This window comes from Intrasporangium mesophilum, assembly GCF_054783095.1.
Genome location: NZ_BAAGRF010000010.1, coordinates 207,130 through 233,104, shown reverse-complemented (window position 1 = coordinate 233,104; position 25,975 = coordinate 207,130). Strand labels below are relative to the sequence as shown.

Genomic DNA, 25,975 nt, shown 5'->3' with positions numbered 1-25,975 from the left:
TCAGCCCGCGGTGATGTCGGCGTAGGCCTTGGAGAACTTGGTCTCCTCTGCCGGTGTGAGGCCCCGGAAGACCTGGGCCCGTGACAGCACATCGGGGGTCGGCACGATGAGCGGGTTCTTGCCGAGGTCGGGGTCGATCTTGGCCAGCTCCGCGTCCGTCCCCTTGACCGGCGCGATGTAGTTCACGTACGCGACGACCTGGGCCATGACCTTGGGGTCGTAGTAGTAGTTGATGAGCCTCTCGGCGTTCTTCTTGTGCTTGGCAAGCGCCGGGATGACGAAGTTGTCGGACCAGAGCGTGAAGCCCTTCGCCGGCAGGGCGTACTGGATGTTCGGGTCGGCGAACTGGAGCTGGACGACGTCACCCGTCCACGCGACGCATGCGGCGATGTCGCCCTTGGCCAGGCCGTCGGTGTACTCGTTGCCGGTGAAGCCCTTGATCTGGCCGGCGTCCTTGGCCTTCTGGATCACGTCCAGAGCCGCCATGAAGTCGGCCTCGGTGAACTTGCTGATGTCCTTGCCCTGCTCCATCATCACGAGGCCGACCGTGTCGCGCATCTCGGTCAGCAGGGTGACCTTGCCCCTGAGGGCCGGGTCCGTGAGCAGCTGGGTGATCGTCTCGATCTTCTTGCCGCCGGTCGCCTTGAGGTTGTAGCCGATGCCTGCGAACCCGCTCTGCCACGGCAACGAGTACTGCCGGCCCGGGTCGAACTCGACGTTCTTGAGGGCGTCGGCGACGTTGCCGGCGTTGGGGATGTTGGCCAGGTCGAGCTTCTGGACGTAGCCCTGCCGGATCAAGCGCGCGACCATCCAGTCCGTGCTGCACCAGACGTCGCGCCCGGTGTCCTGCCCGTCCTCGAGCAGCGGACGCACCTTGGCATAGAACTCGTCGTTGTCGAGGTAGTCCTCGGTGTAGTTGACCTTGATCCCGGTTGCCTTGGTGAAGGCCTCGATGGTCGGCCGCGTCTTGGTCTTGTCGTCGACGTCGATGTACTGGGTCCAGTTCGACCAGTTGACGATCTTCTCGCTGTCCGACAGGTCCTGAGCCGCTGCCGCGGTCTTGGGCACCGAACTGGTGCCGCCGCCGCTCGACGGGTTGCGTCCGGCCGATCCACAGGCCGCGAGGAACGCGATCGCCGAGGCGCCGGCAGCACCCATCATCGCGGTGCGCCGGGAGACGAGTCCGCGCGCAAGAGCTGCACGGAACTGGGGGTTGTTGAGCTCGTTCATGGTTTCTCCGTGGGGGGCTGGTCGGTCAGGTCGCGGAGGGCTGAGCTGACCGGGTGGTGCGGGAGTGGTTCTAGCGGATGATCAGGACTCGATGTTCGCCATCACGTGCTTGACGCGCGTGTAGTCCTCGAGCCCGTACATCGACAGGTCCTTGCCGTAGCCGCTGTGCTTGAAGCCACCGTGCGGCATCTCGGCAACGATCGGGATGTGGGTGTTGATCCACACACACCCGAAGTCGAGCTTGCGGCTCATTCGCATGGCCCGGCCGAAGTCCTTGGTCCAGACGCTCGACGCGAGGCCGTACTGCACACCGTTGGCCCAGGCGAGCGCCTCGGCCTCGTCGGTGAACTGCTGCACCGTGATGACCGGGCCGAAGATCTCGGCCTGGATCTGCTCGTCTGCCTGGCGCAGGCCGGCAAGCACGGTGGGCTCGAAGAAGTACCCCTCGCCGAGGCCGTCGGCGCGTTGGCCGCCCGTGACGACCCGCGCGTGGTCGGGGAGGCGGTCGATCATGCCGGACACGTGCGCGACCTGGTTGGGGTTGTTGACCGGGCCGAACAGCGCGTCCGGGTCGTCCGGCATACCGACCTTGGCCGACCCCTTGGCGTACTGGGCCAGGGCGTCGACGAAGTCGTCATGGATGCGCGGGCCCGCGAGCACGCGCGTGGCGGCCGTGCAGTCCTGGCCGGCGTTGAAGTAGCCCGCGACCGCGATGCCCTCGACGGCCGCCTCGAGGTCGGCGTCGTCGAAGACGACGACCGGCGCCTTGCCGCCGAGCTCGAGGTGGACGCGCTTGAGGTCATGCGAGGCGCTCTCGGCGACCTGCATGCCCGCCCGGACCGAGCCGGTGATCGCAACGAGCGACGGGGTCGCGTGCTCGATGACCATCCGGCCGGTGTCACGGTCGCCGGTGACGACGTTGAAGGTGCCCTCCGGCAGGAACTCGGACGCCAGCTCGGCGAGCAGCAGCGTCGTCTCGGGGGTGGTGTCCGACGGCTTGAGGACGATCGTGTTGCCGGCGGCGAGGGCCGGGGCGATCTTCCACATCGCCATCATCATCGGGTAGTTCCACGGCGTGACCTGGCCGACGACACCGATCGGCTCGCGACGGATGAAGCTCGTGTGCCCCTTCATGTACTCGCCCGCCGACTTGCCCTCGAGCACCCGCGCGGCCCCGGCGAAGAACCGGAGCTGGTCGAGCATCGGCGGCATCTCCTCGCTCGCCGTGAGGGCGTGCGGCTTGCCGGTGTTCTCGGCCTCGAGCCGGACGAAGTCGTCGGCGCGGGCCTCGACGGCGTCGGCGAACTTCAGCAGGGCGGCCTGCCGCTCGCTCGGGGTCGTGTCACCCCACGTCTCGAAGGCCGCGGACGCAGCGGCATACGCGCGGTCGACATCGGCCTGGGTGCTGACGGGAGCGGAGGCGACGACCTGCGCCGTCGCGGGGTTGACGATCTCGGTCCTCGCATCGCTCTCCGGGTCGACATACTGACCACCGACGAAGTTGCGAAGCTGACGCGGCTGCGAAGTCATGGCCGCACTCTAAACAGTGACCTGCGCAATGGTGAAGAGTTGGCCAGATAAAACTTCGGAATCAGTTGTCGAGGCACTTGCCAACGTCGCGTTCCACAGGTCACTATCGGGCCATGACGACGATCCGTGGTGTGGCCAGCACCGGAGGCGGCGCCGCCAAGAGGCCCCCGGTCAACCTCGACGAGGTGAGCAAGACGATCATCGAGCTGCTGCAGCACGATGGCCGCAAGTCGTACGCCTCGATCGCGCTCGAGGTGGGCCTGTCCGAGGCGGCCGTGCGCCAGCGCGTCCAGCGCCTGCTCGACGCTGACGTCATGCAGATCGTGGCCGTGACCGACCCGCTCCAGGTGGGATTCCAGCGCCAGGCGATGATCGGCCTGCGCGTCTCCGGCGACATGACATCCGTGGCCGACGCGCTGACAGACATGGACGAGGTCTCCTACGTGGTGACGACCGCCGGCAGCTTCGACGTGCTGGCCGAGGTGGTCTGCGAGGACGACGACCACCTCCTCGAGCTGCTCTCGACGCGGATCCGCACCCTCCCGGGGGTGTCGGCCACCGAGACCTTCGTCTACCTGAAACTCAACAAGCAGCTCTACAACTGGGGTACTCGATGAGCATCAACCCGAATGAGGTGTGGGAGCCCAGCTCCGACCAGCGCACCCCGGCAGGCACCCTGCTGTCCGACGCCGCGCGTGACCACCTGTGGATGCACTTCACCCGTCACTCGGTCTTCGAGCAGAAGGACGCCGGGGGCCTCGGCCACTCCGTGCCGATCATCACCAAGGGCCAGGGCTGGACGATCTGGGACGACCGGGGCAACGAGTACATCGACGGGCTCGCGGGCCTGTTCGTCGTGCAGGTCGGGCATGGGCGCGAGGAGCTCGCCGAGGCCGCGGCCAGGCAGGCGCGCGAGCTCGCCTTCTTCCCGCTCTGGTCGTATGCCCACCCCAAGGCCATCGAGCTGGCCGAGCGCCTCGCGAGCCACGCTCCCGGCGACCTGAACCGGGTCTTCTTCACCACCGGCGGCGGCGAGGCCGTGGAGACGGCCTGGAAGCTGGCCAAGCAGTACTTCAAGCTGACCGGCAAGCCGACCAAGCACAAGGTCATCTCGCGGGCGGTCGCCTATCACGGGACCCCGCAGGGCGCCCTGTCGATCACCGGCATCCCGGCGGCCAAGGAGATGTTCGAGCCGCTCGTTCCGGGCACGTTCCGGGTGCCGAACACCAACCACTACCGCGCGCCCGAGCACCTGCGGGACGACGAGAAGGCCTTCGGCCAGTGGGCCGCGGACCGGATCGCCGAGGCGATCGAGTTCGAGGGCCCGGACACCGTGGCGGCCGTCTTCCTCGAGCCCGTGCAGAACTCCGGGGGTTGCTTCCCGCCGCCTGCCGGCTACTTCGAGCGGGTTCGCGAGATCTGCGACGAGTACGACGTCCTGCTCGTGTCGGACGAGGTGATCTGCGCGTTCGGCCGCATCGGCTCGATGTTCGCGTGCGACGACTTCGGCTACCTGCCTGACATGATCACCTGCGCCAAGGGCATGACGAGCGGCTACTCCCCGATCGGCGCGATGATCGCCAGCGACCGGCTGTTCGAGCCGTTCAAGAGCGGCACGAGCTACTTCCCGCACGGCTACACCTTCGGCGGGCACCCGGTCTCGGCCGCCGTCGCGCTGGCCAACCTCGACATCTTCGAGCGCGAAGGCCTCAACGACCACGTGAAGAAGAACGCTCCGGCCTTCCGCGCGACGCTCGAGCGGCTGCTCGACCTGCCGCTCGTCGGTGACGTCCGGGGGGCCGGATACTTCTACGGCATCGAGCTGGTCAAGGACAAGCAGACGCGCGAGACGTTCAACGACGCGGAGTCCGAGCGGCTGCTGCGCGGCTTCCTGTCCAAGGCCCTCTTCGACGCCGGCCTCTACTGCCGGGCCGACGACCGCGGCGACCCCGTCGTCCAGCTCGCTCCCCCACTGACCATGGGCCAGGAGCAGTTCGACGACATCGAGTCCCGACTGCGCTCGGTGCTCACTGAGGCCGAGAACCACCTCTGACGACCCGCCACGCCCGAGCCGCCGCCGCTGTTCGTCTCAGGCCTCGGACACCCGAAAAGGTGCGTTCAATGGTATTCGGTGCGTATATGCGCTAAGCCCTGTTCGCCTCATTGATCCCTTGGTTGACTCCCGTCGTCGGGGAACCAGCCCCGATCTGACCAGAACAGGGGCATCCATGCGGGCGTTGACAAGGCGGCTGTCCACTCGAGTCAAGCGCGTCGCAGCAGCGACCGTGGTCCTGGGCGTGACGGCGACCGGCACGGCTCACGCTCTGACAATCTCTGGGATCGACGTCATCTACGACGGCGTCGCCCAAGGGTCGGGTTACGGATACACGATGTGGGACGGGCGCCCGTTGGTGTCGGCGACCTGGGCCGACAAACAGCCGACAAACGCGCATTGGATCTATGCCAACGCGTCCTTCTACCAGTACCGCTACACCTGCGCTCTCGGCTCGCCGTGCCGATACGCCTGGATGTTCGTGAACCAGGCCAACGGCCCGGACACCAGCTCCAAGATTTCGGGATATGGGCTCCGGGGCCAGCTCAGCGGGTACTCCGGCACGTACGCCGCGTACCTGAACATCTGCGCGGACGTGGCCTGGCGAGTCGACCCTTGTGCCACTCGTGGTAGGACCGGGTTCTAATGCGCGACGAGCCCACCGGCTTCGTAATGGCTCGGGGGGTCGGCTTCACCTATCGTGGCGGCCGGGCCGCGCTGCGTGATGTCTCCTTCACCTGGCCACGAGGATTCACCGCACTGCTCGGTCCGAACGGCGCGGGCAAGTCGACCCTGCTCTCCCTGGTCATCGGTGACCGTCGGCCCCAGAGGGGTGACCTGAAAATCGCCGCGCGAAGCGTCGGGTTCGTCCCGCAGCAGGCGGACTGGCCCGGTCAGTTCACGGTGCGGGAGTTCCTCATCTACTCGTCGTGGCTGAAGGGTCTCCCGCGCAAGACCTGGGGCGACCGCGTCGGCACTGCGCTCGCTTCCGTCGCACTGACCAGGCACGCGGACGAGCGCCTAGGCCGCCTGTCCGGCGGGCAGCACCGGCGAGCCATGATCGCGCAGGCTCTGGTGTCCGACCCTTCTGTGCTCGTCCTCGACGAACCCACGACAGGGCTCGACCCCCGTCAGAGGATCCAGCTGCGAACGCTGCTCGAGGGGATCGCGACCACAAAGTCGGTCGTCGTCGCCACCCATCTCGTCGAGGACGTCGAGTCAGTCGCCGACTGGCTCACCATCCTCGACGGCGGGCGCGTGGTCCACGACTCGTCGATGCGCGAGGTCGAGCAGCAGTTCACTACGCGAGGCAGCGCGGTGGAGGCCGCATACCTCGAGCTCGTGGACGGCTGATGCCCCTCCTCATCGCACTGCGGCGCAGCTGGGGGTTGCCTGCGCTGCCACTGTTCCTGTGCCTCGAGATCGTCACGCTGATGAGCCGGGACCGCCTCTGGGCCATCGAGTGGCAGTGGGCCACGTCGTACACGAACGGCATCCTCGTGCTACTCGGCCCGCTCGCGGCCGGAGTGGCCACGGCCGAGGCCGCCCACGCCCGTAAGCACGGCGGGCGCCTCGTCGTCGCGATGGGGTCACGCGGACTGGTCAGGGCCCAAGCGGCTCGCTCGCTCGCGGTCGGGCTCTGGGCATGCGTCGCGCAAGCGATCGGGCAGGCGGCGACCTGGGTCATCGTCGCGGCACGACACCGGGAGATCGGCGCCCTCGAATGGCGCCTGGTGTTTGCCGCATTCCTGCTGCTGCTCGCCTTCGCGTTCCTCGGCGGCGCCGTCGGCTGGCTCATCCCGAGCCTGTTGACGGCACCCATCGTCGCCGCCCTCGGCTACTTCGTCCCTGCCATGTCCCTGGCCAGCCCGCATCTGTTCCTCGTCGGTGGATCGACCGGACCAGGCGCCGGCTCCGAGTACCGGGCAGACATCCTCGTCGCCCAGGCGCTTGCCTGGATCGCGGTCGGCATCACGACGACTGTCGCCGTTCTGCATCGCACCTGGATCGGACGCGCGCTCGTCGTGACCGGAGTCGCATTGGTGGTCCTGGCCGCCGGCTCCCTGGGCCGACTCGGACCGGATGCGACGCGCCCCCGGCCGGTCACCGAGTTTGCCTGCGCCGGATCGGCGCCCGAGGTCTGCGCGCCCGCCGACTACCGGGAGCTGGTGCCCCGCATACAGTCCGTCGCACGACCCGTGGTCATCTCGCTGTCGAAGGCCTTGGGGCGCTTGCCGGTCGAGCGGCTGACGGCCTTCGCCCCCGGGTCCGCCGCACCCGGCTCCGCGGAGATCCCGGTCTATCTTGAGCCGCCCTTCACCGACGAGCTGAACGTGGCACTGTCCGTCGTCAGGGCCGCATTGAGCTGTCCAGCGGGTGCGATGCTCGACCATGATGTGTCCCTGATCGTGGCCGGCGCCGTGCCCCGGCTGCGGGGCTGGGCCGCCGGGGCGGCGGGCATCGACCCGGCCAGTGTCCCGGACCCGGCCGGCGCGCGCTCCCGGTTCGAAGCTCTCGCCGACCGATGCGCATCGTGACCGGGACCTCGCCGCTGAGTGGGCCCTGGCTGTTCATGAGGTCACGATCAGGGCGGTGGCTCGGACCTCTCAGCCTGCTCGGGATGCTGGCGGCGGCGGTGACCCCCGTCGGCGTCGTTCCAGTGCCCTTCCGCGAGGAGTTGCGGGCCGTAACGGCGGCCGTGTTCATGGCACTGCCGGGTGCCATGGTCCACCTCGCGATCCGGCGCCCGTCGGCCAGCATCGAACGCAACAACGCCCGCCTTCGACTGTCCCGACTGAGCTGGTGGGCTGTCGTCACGCTGACCCTGGCATCGTCCACTGCTCTCGTGGTGAGCACGCGAGACCCGAACCTCTGCATCGTGGTGGTGCGCAACCTCCTCATCATGGTCGGGCTGACGACGCTCGCGGCACGGTGGCTGCAGGCGGGCCTGGCGTGGCTTCCGGCCCTGGCCTACGCGGGCCTTGCCCTCACCTACGGGACAGTCGGTGCTGACGGGGGGGCGGAGTGGTGGGCTCTGCCCATGCACCCGGCGAGCTCGGCGGCCGCGTGGGTCCTGTGCGCTCTGGCCACCGGAGCCGGCTGGGCCGCCTACGCAGTGGCCGACACCGCTGCACCGCGCGCCTGATGAGCGGAACCCTGATGGGTACGGGCCTCGTTGTACGACACACAACGTCGCCGAACCTTCAGGAGTTGTCATGGGATTCCTCGATCGCCTGCTCGGGCGCGAGACACAGCCCCACCCCCAGCAATGGGGCGCCCCGGCCCCGACCGGCCAGCCGTATGCCGTCCCGCCACCTCGCGGGGGCGCCTCGAGCGAGGACGAGCGCGCCATCGCCCGCTACCGCTACCTGCTGCGCACCGCGCCGCCGGAAGACCTCGAGAAGGTGCACGCCGAAGCCTTTGCGCAGCTGTCGCCCGAGCAGCGCCAGATGGTGCTGCAGCGCCTGACCGAGGACCTGCCCGAGTCAGAGCGGCCGCGAAGCGACCAGCCGGCCGACCTCGCCCGCAGCGCGACCCGGGCCGAGATGCGCCAGCCCGGCTACCTGCAGGGGGCGTTCGCCGGTCGTGGCGCCGGGCCCGGCATGGGTGGTGGCATGGGCGGCGGCATGGGGATGGGCGGGATGATCGCCGGCTCGATGCTCGGCACCATCGCAGGTGTCGTGGTCGGCTCGGCTCTGGCGGACGCGATGCTCGGCGGGTACGAGAGCTCTCCCGAGGCCGCCGAAGCGGGCGACACCTCGGCCGACACTGCCGATGCCGGTGACGCATCCACCGACTCGACCGACTCAGCCGACTCGGCCGACTCGGCCGACTCGGGCGACACCGGTGACGCGGGCGGCGACTGGGGCGGTGGCGGAGACTTCGGGGGTGACTTCGGAGGCGGCTTCGGCGGAGACTTCTGACGCCCTCTGTCGATGACCTCCAGATCCGGCAACACACCGAGCAGTCGTCAACTTCGGCGGAAATAGCCACCGAGGTTGCCGACTGCTCGGTGTGTTGCGGTGGGAGGGGGCGGGAAGTCAGACGCCGGCGACAAGGTGGAAGAGCGCGGCGATGCCGAGGATGACCGGGACGGACGCGAAGGTGCTGACAAAGATCGCGTCGCGAGCGAGGTTGACCTCGCGACGGTAGCGGACGGCATACGTGAAGATGTTCTGCGCGGTGGGCAGTGCCGCGACGACGACCGCCGCGAACAGCGACTGCCCGCGCAGCCCCAGTGCGAGGCCCACGCCGAGCGCGACGGCCGGCATGAGCAGGACCTTGAGGGCGACGATCGACCACACGTGCTCGGCGGTGTGGCCGCTGGCCGGCCGCGGACCGCGTCGCAGGGAGATGCCGAAGGCGACGAGCATCGACGGCACGGCCATGTCGCCGAGGAGCTCGATCGGCGCGGCGACGACCGTCGGCAGGTGAAGGTCGAACACGGCGATGAGCAGTCCGCAGATCGCGCCGAGCGTGATCGGGTTGCTGAACATCCTTCGCACGCTGCGCCACAGACTGGGCCGCTCGGCCCGCGCATCGCTGTCGAACAGGGCCATGGCGACGGGCGTGATGATGAGCAGCTGCATGAGCAGGATCGGCGCGACCCACGCGACGTCGCCGAGGACGTAGAGGGCGATGGGGATGCCGAGGTTGCCCGCGTTGACGTATGCCGCTGACAGGCTCCCGACGATCCGTGACCCGAGCGTCCCCGCCGCCCAGCGCAGCCGCGCGATCGCAAGATAGATGCACACGACGAGCGTGAAGCTGATGAGACCCGTGGCGAGGTTGGCCGAGAGCACGGCATCGAGCGGCGTGCGCTGCATGACGGTGAGCAGCAGCGCCGGCGACGCGACGAAGAACGCGAGCCGCGACAGGGTCACCTGAGCGGAGTCGTCGAGGATGCGCCGGTCGGCCAGGACCCAGCCGACCGCGACAACGACCGCGATCGTCGCGAACCCCTCGAGCACCCCCACCATGCCCCAGATCCTTTCAACGCCGCTCGACGCGGCGTCGGCCGGGTTCGCCTGACGAGCGTGCGGCACCGGGCAGGATGGCGCCATGGAGATCGAGAGTCTCGCGGCGCTGGACGACTATCTCGACGACCACCACGAGGCGCTCAACGGCCTGCGGCTTCAGGGCCTCGACCTCAGCGGGTACGCGGACCGGTTCGCGAGGCGACACGACCTCACCGGGCTCGTCGTGCTCGGAGGCGTGGTGCCACGGGAGGTGGCGGACGTCCTGCTCGCACGAGGGGCCATCGTCTTCCCCGGCGTCGCGGACGCCCCGGTCGACCCGTGGCGCGGCCTGTACCTGCCCGAGGAGCTCTACGCCGGCCTCGACGAGGGCTACGACAACACGCCGGATGCCCTCGCCTACCGGTGGTTCGTGGACGCCCACCTGCGCACCGACGCCTACTGCACCCTGGTTCGCGCGATCCATGACGACACGGTCACCGACGAGCTGGACGAGTTCGTCGCAGACCGCATGGTGGTCGGTGTCATGGGCGGCCACGCGGTCGAGCGAGGAAGTGAGACGTATGCCGCCGCGGCCCGTCTCGGACACACGCTGGCCGAGGCTGGGTACCTCGTCACCACCGGCGGCGGGCCTGGCGCCATGGAGGCGGCGAACCTCGGTGCTCTGTGTCCTGACGTGGCCTCGCTCGAGCGTGCCCTCGCGCGGCTGGCCACGGTCCGCAGCTTCTCGGACGTGACAGCGTGGGCGGGCCTGGCACTCGAGGTCCGCCGGGAGCTGGTCGGCGATCGTGACGATGTGCCCACCGAGACCCTCGGGCCTTCGGCGCGCTCCCTCGGCATCCCGACCTGGTTCTACGGCCACGAGCCGCCGAACGTCTTCTGCGACGCGGTGGCGAAGTACTTCTCGAACGCCCTGCGCGAGGACGGCCTCATCGCCCGGTGCAACGCGGGCATCGTCGTCCTTGATGGCGCTGCCGGCACGGTGCAGGAGATCTTCCAGGCAATGACCCCCCTCTACTACTCCCGCGCGGGCGAACCGGCACCACCCCTCGTGCTCGTCGGAGTGAGGCACTGGACCATCGAGGTGCCGGTCTGGCCGGTCGTGAGTGCGCTGGCGGCGAAGGCCGAGATCACGGACTCGGTCCACCTCGTCGACCGGGTCGGGGACGTGGCGGCCCTGATCCGGACGCCCTGACCCGCCCTTCCCGCCTCCCGGTTCGGAGCATCGGCCCACTAGTCCTACGATGCGTAGTAGACATTTCGCGTCGATGAAAGGACTCGCATGGCCGACAACCCGGGCCACCGTCACGTCGTGGTCGTCGGAGGCGGGATGAGCGGCCTCGTCGCGGCCCGGCGCCTGCGTCAGAGCGGCTCCGAGGTCACCCTCGTGGAGGCCGACAACCGGCTGGGCGGGCAGGTGCACACGGCCCAGGTCGGTGGGCGCCTTGTGGACGTCGGAGCCGAGGCCCTTCATCTGGGATCCCCGACGGTCCAGGCGCTCGTGGACGAGCTCGGCCTCACGTCCACCGTGGTCGGCAGCCGGCCCGGCCAGAGCTGGCTGTGGACCCGGGACCGGCTCAGACCCCTGCCACCCGGGATGACCCCCACGGGTCCGACCCGGCTGCGCCCCGTGGTGACCAGCGGCGTCATGTCCGTGCGTGGAATCGGGCGCGCCGGGCTCGAACCCGTCGCAGCCCGTCTCCGCCCAGCCCTCGGCGCCGACGAGGACGTCTCGGTCGGCGAGTTCGTCACCGGACGGTTCGGCAGTGAGGTCACCGAGCGCTTCGTCGACCCGCTCCTCGGGAGCCTGCACGCGGGCGACGTCCACCGGCTCAGCCTGCGTGCCTGTGCTCCGGGGCTTGTGGAGGCGGCGACCCAGCGTCGCTCCGTCGTCGCTCGGCGCCGTGCACCGCGGGCGCGATCCGGCGGAAACCCCTTGCAGAAGGCGCCGACGCTACCGATGTTCGGCTCGTGGCCCGGCGGTCTGGAGACACTCACCCGCGCCCTGCTCGACGGGCAGTCCGTCGAGGTCCGGCTCGACACGCGTGTCGTGAGTATCGCGCGGCGCGCCCGCGGCTACACGGTGACCACCGAGTCGGCCGGCCGGACCTCGACGCTCGACGTCGACGGTGTGGTCCTCGCGATCCCGGCCCACGCCGCCGCACCGCTGCTGCTCCCCCATGCCGCCGCGGCCGCACGACTGCTCGCCGAGGCCGTGGTGGCCCGGGTGGCCACAGTCGTCGTCGGTTTCGACCGAGCGCAGACGCAGGGACTGCGCGCCCTGGGCGGCACCGGTCTGCTCCTGCCCTCGACCGCGGGCGGTTCCCTCAAGGCCGTCACCCACCTGTCGCGCAAGTGGCCGCAGTTCGCGGACGACGACCTCACACTCCTGCGGCTCTCCGCGGGCCGCGCCACCTACGACCCACCCAACGGCCTTGACGGCCCGGATGGTCCTCTCGACGGACTCGACGACGAGGCGCTCGTGGCCGGCCTGCTTCGAGACCTGGCCCAGGTGTCCGGACTGGAAGCGGCACCACGCCTGGTCCACGTCGAGCGCTGGTCGGCCGGACTCCCCCAGCTGCGGGTAGGACACCACGCCCGACTGCGCGCGATTCGACACGAGGTCGCCGAGCGGCTGCCTGGCGTTGCGCTCGCCGGTTCCGCATATGACGGCCTCGGGCTCGTCTCCTGCATCTCTTCCGGCGAGGCAGCCGCCCGCGCGCTCGCCGCATGACCGCCGCTGCCCGCGGCCCGGCGGGAGGCGACGCCACCGACCCACACACAACCGCTCACGACAGAGCTGCCGTCCGCCGGCTCCGGCACGCGGCCGGCGACCGGCCGATGATCGTGATCTGGGAGGTGACGCGCGCCTGCGCGCTCGTGTGCCTGCACTGCCGGGCCGACGCGCAGCACCGACGCCACCCGGGCGAGCTGACGACCCACGAAGGGCGTGCGCTGCTGGACGACATCGCAGCGTTCGGCGCGCCCCGCCCGATCGTCGTGCTGACCGGGGGCGACCCCTTCGAGCGGCCCGACCTGCCCGAGCTCGTCCGGCACGGCACCCGGGCCGGACTGCACATGGCCCTCTCGCCGTCCGTGACACCGCGGCTGACCCGGGACGTGCTGGACGAGCTGCGGGAGGCCGGTGCCGGCACCGTCTCGCTGTCGCTGGACGGGGCGACCGGCGCCACCCACGACGCCTTCCGCGGAGTCACCGGGGTCTTCGAGAACACCCTGCGAGCCGCCGAGGAGGTGCGGGCGGCGGGCTTCCGCCTCCAGGTCAACTCGACCGTCACGCGATCCAACGTCGGCGAGCTGCCCGACCTGCTCCGGCTGGTCATCGAGCAGAAGGCGGCGCTCTGGAGCGTCTTCTTCCTCGTACCGACAGGGCGCGGCGAGCAGCTGAAGACCCTGCACCCACAGCAGGTAGAGGACGTCCTCCACTGGCTTCATGACGTGTCCGACCTCGTTGCGGTCAAGACGACGGAGGCACCGCACTTCCGGCGCGTGGCGATCCAGCGAGCCCGCAGGAGCGCCGGACCCGCACCGTCCCTCGGGGACCTGTACCGGTCACTGACCTTGGCCGTCAGCGACCTTCGCGCAGAGCGGGTCCAGGAGACGCGGCGGGCGCGCCCGCCCATCGACGTGAACTCCGGACGTGGCTTCGCCTTCATCGACCACCTCGGCGAGGTCTACCCCAGCGGGTTCCTGCCCCACCAGTGTGGCAACGTCAAGGACCTCGGCTTCCGCGAGGTCTACCGGACGAGCCCGATCCTCACGGCACTGCGCGACCCCGCCGGCTTCCACGGCGCCTGCGGGCGCTGTGAGTTCCGGGACGTGTGCGGCGGAAGCCGCTCCCACGCCTATGCCGTCACGGGTGACCTGCTCGCGGCCGACCCGACCTGCGTCTACGAGCCGAGCGCTGCGACCGGATAGCCCGCCCTCGCCGTCAGCCGACTGTCTCGGGGCCTCGCAGCACCGGAGCGAGGGCGTCCAGCACCGACGCGTCCTCGATGGTCGCCGGCACGGAAGGCGTTGCGCCGTCGGCCATCTCGCGCATCGTCTTGCGAAGGATCTTGCCCGATCGGGTCTTCGGCAGCCCCGCGACGATGTCGACCTGCTGAAGCGCGGCGACGGCCCCGACCTCGGACCGCACCAGGGCAACGAGCTCGCGCTTGATCCGGTCACCGTCGGCTGCGGCGTCGACGCCGGACTTCAGGACGACGAGCGCCCTGGGCACCTGTCCCTTCAGCTCGTCCCGCACCCCGATGACCGCGCACTCGGCGACGGACTCGTGGCCGGCGAGCGCCGCCTCGAGAGACCCGGTCGACAGCCGGTGCCCGGCCACGTTGAGGACGTCGTCGGTGCGGCCCATGACGTAGAGGTAGCCGTCCTCGTCGAGGTAGCCGCCGTCGCCCGTGAGGTAGTAGCCGGGGTATGCCGCGAGGTACGACGAGACGTACCGGTCGTCGTCGCCCCAGAGGGTCGGCAGCGTGCCGGGCGGCATCGGGAGCCGGATGCAGATGGCTCCCTCGACGCCAGGTGCGACGGGCTCCCCGCCGCCGTCGAGGACCTTGACGTCGTAGCCGGCGACGGCCACCGTCGGCGATCCGGGTTTGATCGGCAGGAGCCCGATTCCCTTGGGGTTGGCGGCGATCGGCCATCCGGTCTCGGTCTGCCACCAGTTGTCGACCACGGGAACGCCGAGCGCCGCCGAGGCCCACTCATAGGTGTCGGGGTCGAGGCGCTCCCCCGCGAGGTAGAGGGCTCGGAAGCGCGACAGGTCGTGCTCGGCGACCTTCGCGGCCTTCGAGTCCTCCTTCTTGATGGCGCGGAAGGCGGTTGGCGCGGTGAACAGGGTCACGGCGGCATACTCCGCGATGACCCTCCAGAACGCGCCGGCGTCGGGCGTGCCGACCGGCTTGCCCTCGTAGAGGACGGTGGTCGCGCCGGTGAGCAGGGGGCCGTAGACGATGTACGAGTGGCCGACGACCCAGCCGACATCGCTGGCGGTGAACATCGTCTCCCCCGGGGCCACGTCGTAGATGTTGGCCATCGACCAGCGCAGCGCCACGGCATACCCGCCGCTGTCGCGGTAGATGCCCTTCGGCTTCCCGGTCGTGCCGGAGGTGTAGAGGATGTAGAGCGGGTCGGTGGCTGCGACGGTGACGCAGTCGGCACCGGCTCGCGCGGCGTCACCGGCCTCCCACTCGACCCAGTCGAGGTCGCGCTCACCGAGCTCGGCCGGCTGCTGCTCCCGCTGGAGGATGACGCAACGCTCAGGCTGGTGGGACGACCGGCGGATCGCCTCGTCGAGGAAGGGCTTGTACGGCACGATGCGGGATGGCTCGACGCCGCACGACGCCGACAGCACGACCTTGGGGGCGGCGTCGTCGATCCGGGCAGCGAGCTCCTGCGGCGCGAAACCGCCGAAGACCACGGAGTGGATGGCGCCGATCCGCGCGCATGCGAGCATCGCGATGACGGCCTCGGGAACCATCGGCATGTAGATGACGACGCGGTCGCCCTTTCCGACCCCGAGTCCGGCGAGCCCGCCCGCCACGGCACGCACGCGGGCCAGCAGGTCGGCATACGTCAGCGTGGCCTTGCGGCCCGTGACCGGCGAGTCGTAGCGGATGGCCGGCTGGTCGCCGCGGCCGTCCTCGACGTGGCGGTCCACGGCGTTGAAGCAGACGTTGAGCTCTGCGTCTGGATACCACCGGAAGAAGGGCGGGTTCGAGTCGTCGAGGATGCGCCTCGGCGGCGTCACCCAGTCGATCGCCTCGGCTGCCTTGGCCCAGAAGGCATCCGGGTCGCGCAGGCTCTCGTCGTAGGACTTCCGGTATGCCGTGAGGGGGCCATCGTTCATGACCTCACTCTGCCGTCGCGGGCTCCGGCGCACCAGTCTTCTCCGGATCGCGTGACGCATCCGACATGCGGCGGGCCGTGATGGACACGCAGAGGACCGCCGCGACGAGGCAGAGCGCCCCGGCGACATACCAGGCGAGGTCGTACGTCCCGAGCTGGTCGCGCACGAGGCCGGCACCGGCGGCGGCGATCGCGGCGCCGAGCTGGTGCGAGGCGAAGACCCAGCCGAACACGATCGGCGCCCGGTCGCCGAACGCCGAGCGGCACAGCGCGATCGTCGGCGGCACTGTGGCCACCCAGTCGAGCCCGTAGAACAGCACGAAGGCGAGCATGTTCGGGTGCATGTGGTCGCTGAACAGCGAGGGCAGCAGGAACAGCGACGCGCCGCGGAACGTGTAGTACAGCGCAAGGAGCAGGCGGGCGTCGACCCGGTCGGTGAGCCAACCGGAGAAGATCGTGCCGACGATGTCGAAGACGCCGACGAGAGCGAGCAGGCCGGCGGCCGTCGTGGTCGGCATGCCGTGGTCGTGCGCGGCCGGGATGAAGTGCGTGCCGACGAGGCCGTTCGTCGACATGCCACACACGGCGAAGCTGCCGACGAGAAGCCAGAAGACTCCGGTCCGCGACGCGTCCCGCAGGGTCGACAGCGCCAGCCGGGTGGGGTCGGTGGTCGGCCGCGGGGGCCGGGCCACGGGCGTGCCGGCCGGCGCGCCGTAGGCGGTCGTGCCCAGGTCGCTCGGGTGGTCGTGCAGCTTCCACAGCACGAGCGGGACGACCGCGAGCGCCGCTCCGGCGGTCGCGACGGCCGCTGAGCGCCAGCCGTGGTGCTCGGCCAGCCACGCGAGCAAGGGCAGGAAGACGAGCTGTCCGGTGGCGCCGGCCGCGGTGAGCACCCCGGTGACCAGCCCCCGACGCGCGACGAACCAGCGGCCGGTCACCACGGCGACAAGGCTCATCGCCATCGCTCCGGTGCCGAGCCCGACGACGATGCCCCAGCAGAGCACGAGCTGCCAGGCTGCGCTCATCCAGATCGGCAGGATCGAGCCGATGCTGACGAGGACGAGGGCCACCGCGACGACCCGCTGGACGCCGAGGCGTTCCATGAGCGCGGCCGAGAACGGGGCTGCGAGACCGAAAAGGACGAGGTTGACCGACACGGCGGCGCCGATGACGCCCATCGGCCAGCCGAACTCCTCGTGCAGCGGGGTCATGAGCACGCCGGGTGTCGACCGGAAGCCCGCGGCCCCGATGATCGTCAGGAAGGTGACGCCCGCCACCCACCACGCCGGGTGGAGGCGACGGCGGGTCTGGGAGGGTGCGGGCGCGTGGCGATCGGTGAGGGTCACCAGCCAACCTTGCGGCATGGCGATGGCGGGAACGAGTGGCCGGAAGGACATGATGTGCAAGAATCTGGCCATGACTGCGCCAGTCAGCCCACACCGAGTGGCCGTCCTCGCCCTCGACGGCGTCGTCGCCTTCGAGCTCGGCCTGCCGCACCGCTTCTTCAGCGCCGGCGCGCTCGATCCCGGCTGGCCCGGCCCGCTCACGGGTGCGCCCGCGCCCTACGACGTGGCCATGTGCACCCTCGACGACGGCCCGGTGACGACCTCCGCCGGGTATGCCGCCCTGCCGACCCACCCGAAGAGCGTGCTCGCCGAGGCGGACACCATCGTCGTGCCCGGCATCACGAACAGCCCCATCGTCTCCGAGGGCGAGCTGCCGCCCGGGCTCGTCGAGCTCGCGGGCACGGCCCGGCCGGGCGCACGGTGGCTCTCGATCTGCACCGGGGCGTTCGTCCTCGCGGGCCTCGGGATGCTCGACGGTCGAGAGGCAACGACCCACTGGGTGTACGAGGAGCAGTTCCGGCGCTGGCACCCGCAGGTCCGGCTCACGCCCGACGTTCTCTACGTCGACCACGGCGACGTGCTGACGTCAGCCGGCAACGCCGCGGGGATCGACCTGCTGCTGCACGTGCTGCGCTGCGACCTGGGCACCGAGGCCGCGAACCGCGTCGCACGGGGTGCCGTGGTGGCGCCCTGGCGGGCGGGTGGCCAGGCCCAGTTCATCGAACGTCCGGTGCCCGGCGAGTCCGACGCCGGAACCGGTCCGACTCGCGCCTGGGCGCTCGAGCACCTCGCCGAGCCCGTCGGGCTTGCCGACCTGGCCCGGCACGCGGGCATGAGCGTGCGAACCTTCACCCGCCGGTTCCGTGAGGAGACCGGCGAGACGGCAGGCACGTGGCTGGTGCGCGCGCGCGTCGACCGGGCCCGGCACCTGCTCGAGACGACCGACCTGCCGGTCGACCGGGTCGCGTACGCCGCCGGGTTCGGCACGACGGCGTCGCTGCGCCAGCACCTCGGCGCTGCGGTCGGCCTGTCCCCGCTCGCCTACCGCCGCACGTACCGCGCAGAGCCGGCCTGACGGCATACCCGGGTTCACGGCATACGCGGGTTCACGGCATACGCGGGTTCTCGGCATCGGCGGGTTCACGGCATACGCGGGTTGGCAGCGCCCCGGGCTGCCTCAGGCCGTGGAAGCGGCCAGCTGGCCGCAGGCCCCGTCGATGTCCTGGCCCCGCGTGTCGCGGATCGTCGTCGGGACGCCGTGAGCGCGGAGGCGCTCGACGAAGTTCTGCTCGACGCCGTGCCGGCTGGCCGTCCACTTGGACCCCGGTGTCGGGTTGAGCGGGATCGGGTTGACGTGGACCCAGCCGCGCCCACGCGCGTTGAGCTTCTCGCCGAGCAGGTCGGCACGCCAGCCGTGGTCGTTGATGTCGCGGATGAGGGCGTACTCGATCGACACGCGGCGACCGGTCGCCTGGTAGTAGCGGTACGCCGCGTCGAGCGCCTCGTCGACCTTCCAGCGGGTGTTGATCGGGACCAGCTCGTCCCGCAGCTCGTCGTCCGGGGCGTGCAGCGACAGGGCCAGCGTGACCGGGATGCCTTCTGCCGCCAGCTTGTCGATGCCGGGCACCAGCCCGACCGTCGACATCGTGATGCCGCGCGCCGACATGCCGAGACCGTCAGGGGCTGGGTCGGTGAGACGCCTTATCGAGCCGATGGCGGCCTTGTAGTTCGCCAGCGCCTCGCCCATCCCCATGAACACGACGTTGCTGACCCGCAGCGGGTGCTCGCGGTCCTCGTCTCCACCGCCTGCCAGCTCACCGCGCCGCAGCGCGCGGGCCGCCCAGACGACCTGCTCGACGATCTCGGCTGTGGACATGTTGCGGGTCAGACCCGCCTGCCCGGTCGCGCAGAACGGGCAGTTCATGCCGCACCCGGCCTGGCTCGAGATGCAGATCGTCACCCGGTTCGGGTAGCGCATGAGCACCGACTCGACGATCGCACCGTCGTGCAGTCGCCAGGCGTACTTCATCGTCTGGCCGTCGTCGGCCTGGCGCCGCACGATCGGCGTGAGCAGCGTCGGGAGAAGGTCCGCGACGAGCTCGGCACGCACCGCCTTGGGCAGGTCGGTCATCTGCTCGGGGTCGTCGACGAGCCGTTCGAAGTAGTGCGTCGACAGCTGCTTGGCCCGGAACCCCTGGTGGCCCAGCGACTGCACCGCTTCCTTGCGCTCGGCCGGCGAGAAGTCGGCGAGGTGACGGGGTGGCTTGCCGCGGCGCGGTGCGCGGAACGTCAGCGCCCCCGGCTCGGGGCGCGTCGTCGTCGGCTCGGGCAGCGGCACGGAGGTCTCAGTCATGGCCGGCCCATTGTCTCAGCCCAGTCAAAACGACGCCCATCGCCGCCCCGGCCCCCGTCGAGTGTGCGCCCCGTCCCACCAGGCCCAGGTCCTTCATGTCGTCCTTCATGTCGTCGGTCATGTCGCCGGTCATGTCGTCGGGGTGGTCGTGATCGCAGCACCGTGTGCGACCTGACCCCCCCAGGTGACCGGGGGTCTGCAGGTGACGCATGAGACGGGTGAGGTTGGGCGCTCACTCGTCTGGAGGAGGGCTGGGACCGAGCGCTCGCTGGACCTGGAGGCGGGCTGGGGCAGCTCAGGTCGGTTGGGCGGCGAGGAGGGTCAGCACGGCCCACACGATCGGTACGACGACCACGAGCGAGTCCAGGCGGTCCATGATGCCGCCGTGCCCCGGAAGGATGTTGGACATGTCCTTGATGCCGAGGTCGCGCTTGATGAGCGACTCCATGAGGTCACCGATGGTCGCAGCAATGGCCACGCCGACGCCGAGCAGGATCCCGATCCACCAAGGATGACCGAGGAAGAAGTGCACGGTGGTCGACCCGCCGACGATGCACAGCAGCACCGAGCCCCCGAAGCCCTCCCACGACTTCTTCGGGCTGATCGTCGGTGCCATCGGGTGCTTTCCGAAGAGCACGCCGGCGGCATACCCACCCACGTCGCTGCAGACGGTCGTGATGAGGAAGACGAACATACGCCCGACCCCGTCCTGGGCCGAGAGCAGCAGAGCGGCGAAGCCCACCAGGAAGGTCGGGTAGGTCGAGACGAAGATGCCCGCAAGGACGTCCCGTCCGGCGCCGTCGAGGCGGCCGGTGCCTCGCCACAGCACCACGGCGAGGCAGGTGAGCGCCCATGCGACGGTGAGCGCCTCCGGGCCGTGCACGTAGGCCGCCCACATCATCCCCACGGCGCCCGCGAGCGCCGGCACGAGCGGCGCCAGCACGCCCGCGTGGCGCAGTGCGGCCCGCATCTCCCAGATGCCGACCCCCACCGCGAGGGTGATCACGACGAGGAACGACTCCTTGTTGATGAGCAGCGAGGCGATGATGACGATGCCGAGGCCGACCCCGACGCCGATCGCGGCGGGCAGGTTGCGGCCGGCGCGGCTCGGTTTCTTCTCGAGGACCTTCTCGGGCGGCAGGTCTGCGACGTCGTCGAGCGTCGGGTCGTACGGCACGGGTTGCAGGATGCCCTCGCCCGACGCCTCGGGCTGCTCAACGGTGGGTTCCCCTGCGGCCGCCGCGTCGCGGCGCTCCGACGGGGAGTCAGTCGTCATCATCAGGTGGAGCTGCGAGGTCACACCTCGAGCAGCTCAGCCTCCTTGGCCTTGACGAGGGAGTCGACGAGGTCGGTGTGCTTCTTCGTCAGGCTGTCCAGCTCCTTCTCCGCACGGGTGCCGTCATCCTCGCCGACCTCGCCGTCCTTCACGAGACGGTCGAAGTCGGTCTTGGCCTTGCGGCGGATGTTGCGCACCGAGACGCGCGCCTCCTCGGCCTTGTGGTGGGCGAGCTTGATGTACTCGCGGCGGCGCTCCTCGGTCAGCTCCGGCATGATGCAGCGGATGGTGTTGCCGTCGCTGCTCGGGTTGACCCCGAGATCCGAGTCGCGGATCGCCTTCTCGATGCCGTGCAGAGCGGTCTTGTCGAAGGGGATGACGAGGATCGTGCGCGGGTCGGGGTTCTGGAACGAGGCGAGCGTCTGGAGCGGGGTCGGGGCGCCGTAGTAGTCGACCAGGAGCTTGTTGAACAGGCCCGGGTTGGCGCGGCCGGTGCGGATGCCCGCGAAGTCCTCCTTGAGGACGTCGATGGCCTTGTCCATCTTCTCCTCGGCCTCGAACATCGTCTCATCGATCATGGCTGTCTGGCTTCCTCGTCCCTTGGTGCGGGTGGTGCTGCGAGTGGTGTGGCAGGTGGTGCAGCGCGCGGTCAGGCGTTCGTGACCAGCGTGCCGATCTTCTCACCGAGCAGTGCGCGTGTGATGTTTCCCGCGCCTTCCATGCCGAAGACGATCATCGGGAGCTTGTTCTCCATGCACAGGCTGAACGCGGCGGCGTCGACCACACGGAGCCCCGCCGCCAAGGCGTCGCCGAAGGTCACGGTGTCGAGCTTCGTGGCGTCGGGGTTGGTGCGCGGATCCGAGTCGTAGACGCCGTCGACGCCGTTCTTGGCGATGAGCACGGCGTCGCACTTGATCTCCAGGGCCCGCTGGGCGCTGACCGTGTCGGTCGAGAAGAACGGCATACCGGCGCCGGCGCCGAAGATCACGACGCGTCCCTTCTCGAGATGGCGGATCGCGCGGCGCGGGATGTAGGGCTCGGCGACCTGCTGCATCGCGATCGCCGACTGCACCCGCGTCTCGATGCCTTCCTTCTCGAGGAAGTCCTGCAGGGCAAGGCAGTTCATGACGGTGCCGAGCATGCCCATGTAGTCGGCGCGCGTGCGGTCCATCCCCCGCTGCTGCAGCTCGGCGCCGCGGAAGAAGTTGCCGCCGCCGATGACGACCGACACCTGGACGCCCTGGCGGACGGCCTCGGCGATCTGCTTGGCGATGCCGGCCACGACAGCGGGGTCGAGACCGATCCGGCCACCGCCGAACACCTCACCGGAGAGCTTGAGCAGAACCCGGTGAAATGGGGTGGTCTGGGCGTCGGTCATGGCGCGGGCCTCCTCGTGGGCAGCGGTCCAGCGGTCGGTCGATCTTTCCACATCCGGCCCGCAGGGACCGCATCGAGTGCGGCGCTCGAGGCCCGGCCCGGCAGAGGTCAGTCGCTGAGCGCATCCTGGAGCACGGCGGGGAGCGCATCGGCGAGCCGCGCGTAGTCGTCCTCGTCGTTGTAGGGGGCAGCGGCAAGCCGCAGGTGCCCTCGACCACCGAAGGCCACGGGCGGCACGACGAACCCGGCGGCATAGAGGTGCTGCCACAGGGCGTCGGCCGCATCGGTCGTCGTGGCGATGCCGTCGGGGAGGACCACGAGCTCCATGCACGGCGCGGTGGGTATGCCGCCGCGCGGGCTCTCCGTCCCGAGCGCGGTGCGCAGGTGCTCGGCGCCGCAGCGGAGCAGGTCGGCGCTGCGGGCGACCTGGTCCCAGCCGCCCAGACGGTGCCAGAAGTCGATGCCGTCGGGGACGGCCAGCCACGCCGAGTGGTCGACGGTGCCCTGCAGGTCGAAGGATGCTGGGAAGGGTTCGCCGTGGCTCCACGACGTGACGCGTGGCCGCACCGTGTCACGGTGACGTGGCGCCACCCACAGTGCTGCGGCGGACCGTGGCGAGAAGGCCCACTTGTGCAGGTTGCCGACCCAGAAGTCGACCCCGAGGGACTCGACATCGACACCGGGCAGGGCGCCGGGGACGTGCGCGGCGTCGACGAGCACGGGTGTCCCGGGGAAGGTCGCCGCAGTCGCCGCGGCGACCTCCGCGACGGGAAGCACGAGCGCGGTCGGCGAGGTGATCTGGTCGACGATCACCAGGCGCGTCGCCGGGGTCGTGACGCTTCTGAAGGCGGCGACGACCTGCTCGATGGTCGCGTCGATGCCGAACTCGGCGACGGCGACGCGGGCGCCGCGCGCCCCGACCGCCATCGAGGCAGTCGGGTAGCCATGGTTGCTGACGACGACCTCGTCGCCCGGCCCGATGGAGAGCGCATCGAGCACGACGGCCACGCCCTCACTCACGTTACGAACCAGCGCGGCCGAGTCCGCTTGCAGCGCAAGGAACTTCGCCGCATCCTCGCGAGCCGCCGCCAGCTGCTCCGGAAGCTCGTCGCGGAAGGCTCGCATGGGCGCCCGCTCGACGGCCGCACGGGCCCGCTCCTGGGCCTCACGCACCGTCCGCGGCACCGCGCCGAACGCCCCGTGGTTGAGATGGGTCAGGTCGGGGTCGAGCTCGAACAGGCGGGAGATGTCGTGGCGCACCCGTCGATCCTGCCTCAGTGGGAGATGTCGGTGGCCAGGAGGGTCTGGCAGGCGAGCGTGTCGTGGCCGGCCAGGGGCGCCGGACCGAGGGCTGCGGCGCGGGCCCGTCCGAGGTTCCACGACAGGAGGTCGGGTGGCAGCGGCAGGTCGCTCGCCGACACGATGCACGCCGCGATGGGTCGGGGCAGTCCCCCGACGATCGTCGGCGCAGCGTCCGGGCCGAGGGTCGCCAGGTATGCCGCGTCGAGCTGTCCAGTGGCCGTGTACCTGTCGATGTTGCGCTGCGCCACCCATGCCTCGGGATTGGCGAGGCCTGTGCCGAGGACGAAGACGGCGGCGGACAGCAGCGCCGCACGCGGGAGCCACCAGCCGTCGAGGCGGATGCCGGCGACCATGACGAGCACGACGAGCAGGCCGAGCCACAGCTCGACACCGTCGACGAGCACGCGCAGGACCGTGAAGCCGTACGCCTGCTGGTAGAGGTCCATTCGATGCAGCGCTGAGGCGACGACCACGAGCGTGAGTGCGCACAGGTCCCCGACCGCGACCCGAAGGACGAGGCGCTCGCGGGCCGTGGCTCGCGGGGCCTTGCGCACGGTCACGGCAACGGTCAGCAGGGTCAGGATCGTCGCGACGGTGAGCTGGCCGAAGCCCTGGTGGACGTACTCGGCATACGTGAGGCCCGTCGTGCGCTGGATGTAGTCGTGCCCACCGAAGAGCGCGGCCGCCTGGGCCACGACGAAGGCGGCGAACAGCGCGACGACGAGCCCGACCGGCACCACCCACTCCCAGATGCGCGGCACGGGCCTGGCCTCAGGCAGACGCAGACGCTCGACGCGTGGCGGGTTGAGAGCGAGGTAGCACGCGGCCAGCACGGACCCACCGATGACGAAAGCGACGAAGGTCCGCATGATCAGGCTGTCCCACGCGAAGTCGGGAACGAGCGCGCTGGCCCACGAGCCGAAGATCGCGTCGCCGGACGCGAACAGACCGCCGAAGACGACCAGCGCGACGATGGAGATCGCCGCGGTGCGCACGACGGGCCACAGGACCGACACGCTGCTCGTCGCCGAGACGGTGCGGCCGAGCAGGGGGAGGCCCCGAACGGCCGCGAGCGGCCAGGAGACGAGGCTGCCGAGCATCGACACCAGGGCCTTTGCATCGGTCAGCGCGACGGCTGTCAGCACGATCCCCACGGCGATGGCGAGCATGGTGAGCCACTCCGCCGCCCGAAGGACGACGAGGCTCGCGAGGCCCACACCCACGACGGTCGTGACCGTCGCCCAGCGGGTGCGCCGGTGGATCGAGGTCCGCCATACGAGTGCGCCACCAGCGAGCAGCACGAGCAGCAGGGCCACCCCGTTCTGATGGAAGGGAAGGATCGCGCCGGCAAGGACGCCGACTCCGAGCGCGCCGATCAGCAGGGCTACTTGCGGCGGCAGGCCGGCCTCGGGCCACAGGTCGCCGAAGACCGAGTCGAGGAAGGGCCGCGGGGCGGCAACCGGATGCCCCGCAAGCGCGGTGGCGCCCGACGACGCGCTTGTCTGGGTGCTTGCCGGGGTGCTCGCCGGGGTGCTTTCGGGTGGGTCGGCTTTCGGGCTCGCGGGCGGTCCGACGGGCACGCTGGCGGTCACAGTGGTCTCCTGGGTCGAGGTCGACGTGAGTGGTGAGACGGGCGATGGTTCCTGAGGGAGCACGGCGCGAAGCCGTGCCCCCGACTCGCCTGGGGCGCAAGGGACTACGGCGATCGACCCGCCGTGCAGGTCGCACACCCAGCTCGCGATGGCCAGGCCGATGCCGCTGCCGCCGACGGAGTCGTCCCCCGACCCGAACCGGTCGAAGACACGCTCGGCCCGCTCGGGCGGGATGCCCGGGCCCTGGTCGGCCACCTCGAGCCACCAGCGGTCGGGCCCGTCGAGGCCGGCAGACACGGTCACGGTGCCACGGGGTGGGCTGTGCCGGTCGGCGTTGTCGAGCAGGTTCGCGAGCAGCTGGGCGAGCCGGGCCGCGTCGGCGGAGACGGCGAGGTCGGGTGGCTCGACGCGGGTGACGTGCTCGATGCCACGGCGTGAGACGCCTGCCTCCGCGACGGCCTGGTCGAGCAGGTCTGCGACGCGGAGCTCCGCAAGCGCCAGCGGCGTCCGGCCGCCGTCGACCGCGCTCAGGTCGAGCAGGTCGCCGACGAGTCCGCCCAGACGCTCCGCCTGGGCCAGCGCCGTGCGCAGCACGTCGTCGTCCGGACCGACGACGCCGTCGACGAGGTTCTCCAGCAGCGCCTGCTGCGCCGCCAACGGGGTCCGCAGCTCGTGTGACACGGTCGCCACGAGCTGCCGCCGCTGCTGGTCGGCCGTCGAAAGGTCGGAGGCCATCGTGTTGAAGGCGTGCGCCAGCTGCCCTACCTCGTCGGCGGAGGTCGCCGTGACCCGACGGGAGTAGTCCCCCGTGGCCATCCGCTCTGCGGCGTCGGTCATCTCGCGCAGCGGAGACGTCATGCCGCGCGCGAGCCACTGCGTCACACCGAGGGCCGCGGCGACGGTCACCGGGACGGTGAGCCACGCGGGCACACTGGCGCGATCGCCGATCTCCGCGACGAACGCGGCTGCGACGACACTCGCCCCGACGAGCAGGCCGAGCTTGGCCTTGATCGACTTGATGCCGTCAAGGGGTCGCTGCGGGTTGACCAGGCCGGGACGCATCTGGCGCACC

At 70.4% G+C, this 25,975-nt stretch carries 23 protein-coding genes; 11 read left to right on the top strand and 12 right to left on the bottom strand.

Annotated elements, in window-relative coordinates; translation table 11 throughout:
* Both ACYVLP_RS10375 and ACYVLP_RS10370 read right to left on the bottom strand, forming a co-directional pair.
* Positions 1–1,230 (bottom strand): polyamine ABC transporter substrate-binding protein, encoded by a 1,230-nt coding sequence (locus tag ACYVLP_RS10375; protein WP_460627254.1) that lies wholly within the window; start codon positions 1,228–1,230, stop codon positions 1–3.
* A gap of 81 nt (positions 1,231–1,311) precedes the next feature.
* Positions 1,312–2,760, bottom strand: coding sequence for a gamma-aminobutyraldehyde dehydrogenase (locus tag ACYVLP_RS10370; protein WP_460627253.1), 1,449 nt, complete (start codon positions 2,758–2,760; stop codon positions 1,312–1,314).
* Between the two features lie 113 nt (positions 2,761–2,873).
* Between ACYVLP_RS10370 and ACYVLP_RS10365 the strand changes: the two genes are divergently transcribed.
* The 7 genes from ACYVLP_RS10365 (at position 2,874) to ACYVLP_RS10335 (ending at position 8,736) form a co-directional block, all read left to right on the top strand.
* Positions 2,874–3,377, top strand: a complete 504-nt coding sequence (locus ACYVLP_RS10365; RefSeq protein WP_460627252.1) for an Lrp/AsnC family transcriptional regulator — start codon at positions 2,874–2,876, stop codon at positions 3,375–3,377.
* The gene (locus tag ACYVLP_RS10360) at positions 3,374–4,813 is read left to right on the top strand and encodes an aspartate aminotransferase family protein (protein ID WP_460627251.1); all 1,440 of its coding nucleotides are present in this window, start codon (positions 3,374–3,376) and stop codon (positions 4,811–4,813) included. Before ACYVLP_RS10365 ends, ACYVLP_RS10360 begins: the two co-directional genes overlap by 4 nt.
* A gap of 175 nt (positions 4,814–4,988) precedes the next feature.
* Positions 4,989–5,459 carry a hypothetical protein gene (locus ACYVLP_RS10355; protein WP_460627250.1) on the top strand — a complete coding sequence of 157 codons (471 nt, stop codon included), beginning with the start codon at positions 4,989–4,991 and terminating at the stop codon, positions 5,457–5,459.
* Positions 5,459–6,166: an ABC transporter ATP-binding protein gene (locus tag ACYVLP_RS10350; RefSeq protein ID WP_460627249.1), complete on the top strand. Its 708-nt coding sequence runs from the start codon at positions 5,459–5,461 to the stop codon at positions 6,164–6,166. Before ACYVLP_RS10355 ends, ACYVLP_RS10350 begins: the two co-directional genes overlap by 1 nt.
* On the top strand, positions 6,166–7,350 hold the full coding sequence (locus ACYVLP_RS10345) for a hypothetical protein (RefSeq protein WP_460627248.1): 1,185 nt from the start codon (positions 6,166–6,168) through the stop codon (positions 7,348–7,350). The genes ACYVLP_RS10350 and ACYVLP_RS10345 overlap by 1 nt, the downstream gene beginning before the upstream one ends.
* Positions 7,338–7,958 carry a hypothetical protein gene (locus ACYVLP_RS10340; RefSeq protein ID WP_460627247.1) on the top strand — a complete coding sequence of 207 codons (621 nt, stop codon included), beginning with the start codon at positions 7,338–7,340 and terminating at the stop codon, positions 7,956–7,958. The genes ACYVLP_RS10345 and ACYVLP_RS10340 overlap by 13 nt, the downstream gene beginning before the upstream one ends.
* 70 nt (positions 7,959–8,028) lie before the next feature.
* Positions 8,029–8,736 (top strand): hypothetical protein, encoded by a 708-nt coding sequence (locus ACYVLP_RS10335; RefSeq protein ID WP_460627246.1) that lies wholly within the window; start codon positions 8,029–8,031, stop codon positions 8,734–8,736.
* 117 nt (positions 8,737–8,853) lie between these two features.
* On the opposite strand, the gene ACYVLP_RS10330 is transcribed toward ACYVLP_RS10335, so the two are convergent.
* Positions 8,854–9,792 (bottom strand): AEC family transporter, encoded by a 939-nt coding sequence (locus tag ACYVLP_RS10330; RefSeq protein ID WP_460627245.1) that lies wholly within the window; start codon positions 9,790–9,792, stop codon positions 8,854–8,856.
* An 82-nt stretch (positions 9,793–9,874) separates the two neighbouring features.
* On the opposite strand from ACYVLP_RS10330, the gene ACYVLP_RS10325 reads away from it, so the two are divergent.
* The 3 genes from ACYVLP_RS10325 (at position 9,875) to ACYVLP_RS10315 (ending at position 13,725) form a co-directional block, all read left to right on the top strand.
* Positions 9,875–10,984, top strand: a complete 1,110-nt coding sequence (locus ACYVLP_RS10325) for an LOG family protein (RefSeq protein ID WP_460627244.1) — start codon at positions 9,875–9,877, stop codon at positions 10,982–10,984.
* Between the two features lie 87 nt (positions 10,985–11,071).
* Complete coding sequence (hemG, locus tag ACYVLP_RS10320) at positions 11,072–12,523, top strand: protoporphyrinogen oxidase (protein ID WP_460627243.1); 1,452 nt, start codon at positions 11,072–11,074, stop codon at positions 12,521–12,523.
* On the top strand, positions 12,520–13,725 hold the full coding sequence (locus tag ACYVLP_RS10315) for a TIGR04053 family radical SAM/SPASM domain-containing protein (protein WP_460627242.1): 1,206 nt from the start codon (positions 12,520–12,522) through the stop codon (positions 13,723–13,725). Before hemG ends, ACYVLP_RS10315 begins: the two co-directional genes overlap by 4 nt.
* Positions 13,726–13,738: 13 nt before the next feature.
* Here ACYVLP_RS10315 and ACYVLP_RS10310 read toward each other — a convergent pair whose 3' ends face one another.
* Both ACYVLP_RS10310 and ACYVLP_RS10305 read right to left on the bottom strand, forming a co-directional pair.
* On the bottom strand, positions 13,739–15,658 hold the full coding sequence (locus ACYVLP_RS10310; protein WP_460627241.1) for an AMP-binding protein: 1,920 nt from the start codon (positions 15,656–15,658) through the stop codon (positions 13,739–13,741).
* A 4-nt stretch (positions 15,659–15,662) separates the two neighbouring features.
* A complete protein-coding gene (locus tag ACYVLP_RS10305) occupies positions 15,663–17,003 on the bottom strand; it encodes an MFS transporter (protein WP_460627240.1) in 1,341 nt (446 codons plus the stop codon).
* Between the two features lie 70 nt (positions 17,004–17,073).
* Here ACYVLP_RS10305 and ACYVLP_RS10300 point away from each other — a divergent pair, with 70 nt between their 5' ends.
* Positions 17,074–18,078 carry a GlxA family transcriptional regulator gene (locus ACYVLP_RS10300; RefSeq protein ID WP_460627239.1) on the top strand — a complete coding sequence of 335 codons (1,005 nt, stop codon included), beginning with the start codon at positions 17,074–17,076 and terminating at the stop codon, positions 18,076–18,078.
* Between the two features lie 102 nt (positions 18,079–18,180).
* Here ACYVLP_RS10300 and rlmN read toward each other — a convergent pair whose 3' ends face one another.
* The 7 genes from rlmN to ACYVLP_RS10265 form a co-directional block, all read right to left on the bottom strand.
* Positions 18,181–19,356: a dual-specificity RNA methyltransferase RlmN gene (gene rlmN, locus ACYVLP_RS10295; protein WP_460627238.1), complete on the bottom strand. Its 1,176-nt coding sequence runs from the start codon at positions 19,354–19,356 to the stop codon at positions 18,181–18,183.
* Positions 19,349–19,489 (bottom strand): hypothetical protein, encoded by a 141-nt coding sequence (locus ACYVLP_RS10290; protein ID WP_460627237.1) that lies wholly within the window; start codon positions 19,487–19,489, stop codon positions 19,349–19,351. Before ACYVLP_RS10290 ends, rlmN begins: the two co-directional genes overlap by 8 nt.
* 162 nt (positions 19,490–19,651) lie before the next feature.
* Positions 19,652–20,656: a phosphatidate cytidylyltransferase gene (locus ACYVLP_RS10285; RefSeq protein ID WP_460627236.1), complete on the bottom strand. Its 1,005-nt coding sequence runs from the start codon at positions 20,654–20,656 to the stop codon at positions 19,652–19,654.
* The gene (gene frr, locus ACYVLP_RS10280) at positions 20,653–21,210 is read right to left on the bottom strand and encodes a ribosome recycling factor (RefSeq protein ID WP_460627235.1); all 558 of its coding nucleotides are present in this window, start codon (positions 21,208–21,210) and stop codon (positions 20,653–20,655) included. The genes ACYVLP_RS10285 and frr overlap by 4 nt, the downstream gene beginning before the upstream one ends.
* A gap of 71 nt (positions 21,211–21,281) precedes the next feature.
* The gene (pyrH, locus tag ACYVLP_RS10275) at positions 21,282–22,010 is read right to left on the bottom strand and encodes a UMP kinase (RefSeq protein ID WP_460627234.1); all 729 of its coding nucleotides are present in this window, start codon (positions 22,008–22,010) and stop codon (positions 21,282–21,284) included.
* 107 nt (positions 22,011–22,117) lie between these two features.
* A complete protein-coding gene (locus ACYVLP_RS10270; RefSeq protein WP_460627233.1) occupies positions 22,118–23,269 on the bottom strand; it encodes an aminotransferase class V-fold PLP-dependent enzyme in 1,152 nt (383 codons plus the stop codon).
* 14 nt (positions 23,270–23,283) lie between these two features.
* The gene (locus ACYVLP_RS10265; protein WP_460627232.1) at positions 23,284–25,965 is read right to left on the bottom strand and encodes a DUF4153 domain-containing protein; all 2,682 of its coding nucleotides are present in this window, start codon (positions 25,963–25,965) and stop codon (positions 23,284–23,286) included.
* Positions 25,966–25,975 lie beyond the last annotated feature (10 nt).

What these genes read in the sequence shown, in the direction of transcription:
- ACYVLP_RS10375 (WP_460627254.1), bottom strand. Translation starts at nt 1,230, where the DNA reads ATGAACGAGCTCAACAACCCCCAGTTCCGTGCAGCTCTTGCGCGCGGA.
- ACYVLP_RS10370 (WP_460627253.1), bottom strand. Translation starts at nt 2,760, where the DNA reads ATGACTTCGCAGCCGCGTCAGCTTCGCAACTTCGTCGGTGGTCAGTAT.
- ACYVLP_RS10365 (WP_460627252.1), top strand. Translation starts at nt 2,874, where the DNA reads ATGACGACGATCCGTGGTGTGGCCAGCACCGGAGGCGGCGCCGCCAAG.
- ACYVLP_RS10360 (WP_460627251.1), top strand. Translation starts at nt 3,374, where the DNA reads ATGAGCATCAACCCGAATGAGGTGTGGGAGCCCAGCTCCGACCAGCGC.
- ACYVLP_RS10355 (WP_460627250.1), top strand. Translation starts at nt 4,989, where the DNA reads ATGCGGGCGTTGACAAGGCGGCTGTCCACTCGAGTCAAGCGCGTCGCA.
- ACYVLP_RS10350 (WP_460627249.1), top strand. Translation starts at nt 5,459, where the DNA reads ATGCGCGACGAGCCCACCGGCTTCGTAATGGCTCGGGGGGTCGGCTTC.
- ACYVLP_RS10345 (WP_460627248.1), top strand. Translation starts at nt 6,166, where the DNA reads ATGCCCCTCCTCATCGCACTGCGGCGCAGCTGGGGGTTGCCTGCGCTG.
- ACYVLP_RS10340 (WP_460627247.1), top strand. Translation starts at nt 7,338, where the DNA reads ATGCGCATCGTGACCGGGACCTCGCCGCTGAGTGGGCCCTGGCTGTTC.
- ACYVLP_RS10335 (WP_460627246.1), top strand. Translation starts at nt 8,029, where the DNA reads ATGGGATTCCTCGATCGCCTGCTCGGGCGCGAGACACAGCCCCACCCC.
- ACYVLP_RS10330 (WP_460627245.1), bottom strand. Translation starts at nt 9,792, where the DNA reads ATGGTGGGGGTGCTCGAGGGGTTCGCGACGATCGCGGTCGTTGTCGCG.
- ACYVLP_RS10325 (WP_460627244.1), top strand. Translation starts at nt 9,875, where the DNA reads ATGGAGATCGAGAGTCTCGCGGCGCTGGACGACTATCTCGACGACCAC.
- hemG (WP_460627243.1), top strand. Translation starts at nt 11,072, where the DNA reads ATGGCCGACAACCCGGGCCACCGTCACGTCGTGGTCGTCGGAGGCGGG.
- ACYVLP_RS10315 (WP_460627242.1), top strand. Translation starts at nt 12,520, where the DNA reads ATGACCGCCGCTGCCCGCGGCCCGGCGGGAGGCGACGCCACCGACCCA.
- ACYVLP_RS10310 (WP_460627241.1), bottom strand. Translation starts at nt 15,658, where the DNA reads ATGAACGATGGCCCCCTCACGGCATACCGGAAGTCCTACGACGAGAGC.
- ACYVLP_RS10300 (WP_460627239.1), top strand. Translation starts at nt 17,074, where the DNA reads ATGACTGCGCCAGTCAGCCCACACCGAGTGGCCGTCCTCGCCCTCGAC.
- rlmN (WP_460627238.1), bottom strand. Translation starts at nt 19,356, where the DNA reads ATGACTGAGACCTCCGTGCCGCTGCCCGAGCCGACGACGACGCGCCCC.
- ACYVLP_RS10290 (WP_460627237.1), bottom strand. Translation starts at nt 19,489, where the DNA reads ATGACCGGCGACATGACCGACGACATGAAGGACGACATGAAGGACCTG.
- frr (WP_460627235.1), bottom strand. Translation starts at nt 21,210, where the DNA reads ATGATCGATGAGACGATGTTCGAGGCCGAGGAGAAGATGGACAAGGCC.
- pyrH (WP_460627234.1), bottom strand. Translation starts at nt 22,010, where the DNA reads ATGACCGACGCCCAGACCACCCCATTTCACCGGGTTCTGCTCAAGCTC.
- ACYVLP_RS10265 (WP_460627232.1), bottom strand. Translation starts at nt 25,965, where the DNA reads ATGCGTCCCGGCCTGGTCAACCCGCAGCGACCCCTTGACGGCATCAAG.